This window comes from Streptomyces sp. NRRL F-2664 (assembly GCF_000719345.1).
In the GTDB taxonomy this organism is placed as follows: domain Bacteria; phylum Actinomycetota; class Actinomycetes; order Streptomycetales; family Streptomycetaceae; genus Streptomyces.
In genome coordinates this window covers 1-2,865 of sequence record NZ_JOFX01000149.1, presented here as the reverse complement: position 1 = coordinate 2,865, position 2,865 = coordinate 1, and the positions used below count along the sequence as shown (strand labels likewise).

Below are 2,865 nucleotides of genomic sequence, written 5' to 3'. Positions count from 1 at the left end.
CGCCACCCCGACGTCCTGGCCGCCCAGCGCCGCGAACGCGCCAAGGTCCGCAGCGAACGCCAGCAACGCTGGGGCCGCCCACGGCCCAAAGCCGCCTAACCAGCCCCGGCGAACGTTCGTGGCCAACGCACTAGCAGCCCCCACTTCACCCAAGTCACCAGCCAGACGAGCGGCTCAGCTTCCCATCTTCCGGAGGGCGTGGTAGGCAGCTGACACGTAAGCCTCGGTACGCTCAGAACCCACCACTCCTCCACCCATCTTATTCATGGTGTAGGCCAGAGTCAGGTGACGCTCAAGATCCATGACGACAATGGAACCACCCCACCCGCCCCAAAAACAGACTCGTCCGTCTGGGATGTAGGGAAATGTGTGCTCCTCAGGGAGCGCGAAGCCCATTCCCCAGCGCATGGGAAGCCCAATGACAAGATCGACACCGCTAGCCTGTTCCTTTAGAGCTAAATCGATCGTCTCCGACGAGAGCAGATGGAGGCCGTCGATCACGCCTTCGCGGGATATGGCGGACAGCAGGCGGGCGAGGCCCGCCGCGGTCCCATGACCGTTGGCAGCGCCGATCTCGGCGAGCCGCCAGTCCGCCGTGTTCGCCACATCCGCTGGCGTCAACGGGCTAGTCAGGGTCTTGTACATAGGGGTTGCCGGGTCCAGGGCGTCGAGCGCGTGGGGCTCAAGAGCCGGCGGAACTAGGTCTGCGATTCGATGCCAGTCCGCCGGGCTTACGCCGATCTGGAAGTCCGCACCAAGCGGGCCTGCCAATTCGGCCGCGACGAAGGAGCGTAGCGACTGCCCCGTAATGCGTCGGATCAGTTCCCCAACCAAGTGGCCGAAGTTCATACCATGGTATCCGGACGCCGTTCCCGGCTCCCACCAGGGCGCTTGCATCGCCAAGCGCGCCGCTGCGGCCCGTGTCTCGTAGATGTCCTGCAGGGTGCAGGGCTTCTCCCAGCCGGAGACACCCGAGGTATGGGATAGAAGGTGGCGTACGAGGACTGATTTCTTGCCACTCGCCGCGAACTCAGGCCAGTAGGTTCGCACCGGCGCGTCCACATCGAGCAACCCCCGGTCTACCAGAAGCAGTGCGGCAAGGGACGTGACTGCCTTCGTCGTCGACCATACGTTAGTCAGGGTATCCCTAGTCCAGGGTACGTTCCGGGACACGTCCCGAAATCCTCCCCAGATGTCCACAACACCCTTGCCGTCCAAGTCAACGTATAGGGATGCCCCTAACTCCGCGCCAGACTGCAGCTGTTCTTCCAAAACCGCCTGTACCGACTCAAACCGGCTCTCGCATGAACCGCTGACCTCGAGCAATGTCTTTCCCATCATCGGTAGTTGCCTGGATGCCGGTAAGCTTAGGGAGGCGCAGCCCCGCCGAAATCCGCCAGCCGGTGCTCCCGCCAGAGCCTTCAGGCTGAGCCCTTTCTCTGTCGCTGATGCCGTTGCTTAACCTGATGTGCCTGATCCTGTGTGCATGAACGTGTTCGCGACCGCGTCACGCTTCTCGATCACTGATCTTTCGTTTACTTCGCACAGCCGGGGACCGTCTACCGCGGAACGGGCGCGGATCGCCAAACAGGCGGTCAGTCAGTCGGAGGTGGCCCGAGAGAACGGAGTTGACGCGCGCGGCCGCGCTCCGCTTGAACTCCTCGGTGTACCGCTTCGTGTACCTGCTTCCCACCTGGCGCTACTTCCTCTGCAAGCTCAGATCTAGTGATCTGAGTCAGAGATTCGTCGGCAGTAGGCGGCGACTTTGTCGAGGATCTCGTCGGCGGTCTTTGTCCAGGCGAACGGTTTGGGGTGTTTGTTCCAGTTGGCGAGCCAGGATCGGATGTCGCGTTCGAGGGCCTGGACGGAGCGGTGGACTCCACGCTTGAGTTTCTTCTGTGCGAGCTCGGCGAACCACCGCTCGACCAGGTTCAGCCATGACGCGCTAGTGGGCGTGAAGTGCAGGCCTACGGCGGTGCGAAGACGGCGTCGCAGTTCATTCCGGGCTGGCCCTACTCCTTCGTCGCGGTGCTGGAGCCGGGCGCCACGTCCTGGACCCCGGTTCTGGACGCGGTCCGGCTGGGACCGGTGGACGACGCGACCGCGGTCACCGCCGCCCAGCTGCGGGGTGTCGTGGAGCGGCTCATCACCGCGGGTCAGTGGCAGGCCGGGGACCCGCATATCGTGATCGTCAGCGACGTCGGCTATGACGTCACCCGCCTGGCGTGGGTCCTGCGTGACCTGCCCGTCGAGCTGGTCGGCAGGGTCCGGTCCGACCGCGTCATGCGGCTGCCGAAGCCGCCCCGCCAGCCGGGGACGAACGGCCGGCCGCCCAAGCACGGCCCGGAGTTCCGCTTCACCAAGCCGGAGACCTGGCCCGAGCCCGCCATCACCACGGTTATCGACACCACCAACTACGGCAAGGCCGAAACGCAGGCATGGGACCGGGTCCATCCCCGGCTCACTCACCGCTCGGCCTGGCTCGACCACGACGCCATTGCCGAAGGCACGTTGATCCGTCTGAAGGTCGAGCACCTGTCGAAGGAACGGGACGCTCCGCCAGTGTGGCTGTGGTCCTCGAAGACCGGCGCCACCCCGGACGATGTGGATCGTTTCTGGCAGGCATTCCTCCGTCGCTTCGATCTGGAGTACACCTTCCGCTTCGCGAAGCAGACCCTCGGCTGGACCACCCCGAAGCTCCGTACTCCCGAGGCGGCGGACCGCTGGACCTGGATCCTGATCGTCGCTCACACCCAGCTCCGGCTCGCCCGATCGCTCGCCGCGGACCTCCGCCGGCCATGGGAGAAACCCACCGCCTCGGACCGGCTCAGCCCGGCCCGGGTCCGCCGGGGGTTCAGGAACATC

The 2,865-nt window shown here is 65.0% G+C and carries 1 protein-coding gene and 3 pseudogenes; 2 read left to right on the top strand and 2 right to left on the bottom strand.

All coding sequences use genetic code 11. The features are described from left to right. Positions 1 to 99 (top strand): annotated as a pseudogene (locus IF89_RS48660) (integrase); the annotation flags it as partial. Between the two features lie 75 nt (positions 100 to 174). Here IF89_RS48660 and IF89_RS0134825 read toward each other — a convergent pair. Both IF89_RS0134825 and IF89_RS48655 read right to left on the bottom strand, forming a co-directional pair. Then, positions 175 to 1,341, bottom strand: a complete 1,167-nt coding sequence (locus tag IF89_RS0134825) for a serine hydrolase domain-containing protein (RefSeq protein WP_234328021.1) — start codon at positions 1,339 to 1,341, stop codon at positions 175 to 177. Between the two features lie 381 nt (positions 1,342 to 1,722). After that, a pseudogene (locus IF89_RS48655) lies at positions 1,723 to 1,965 on the bottom strand (IS630 family transposase); the annotation flags it as partial. Between the two features lie 3 nt (positions 1,966 to 1,968). On the opposite strand from IF89_RS48655, the pseudogene IF89_RS0134820 reads away from it, so the two are divergent. Next, positions 1,969 to 2,865: pseudogene (locus IF89_RS0134820) on the top strand (transposase); the annotation flags it as partial.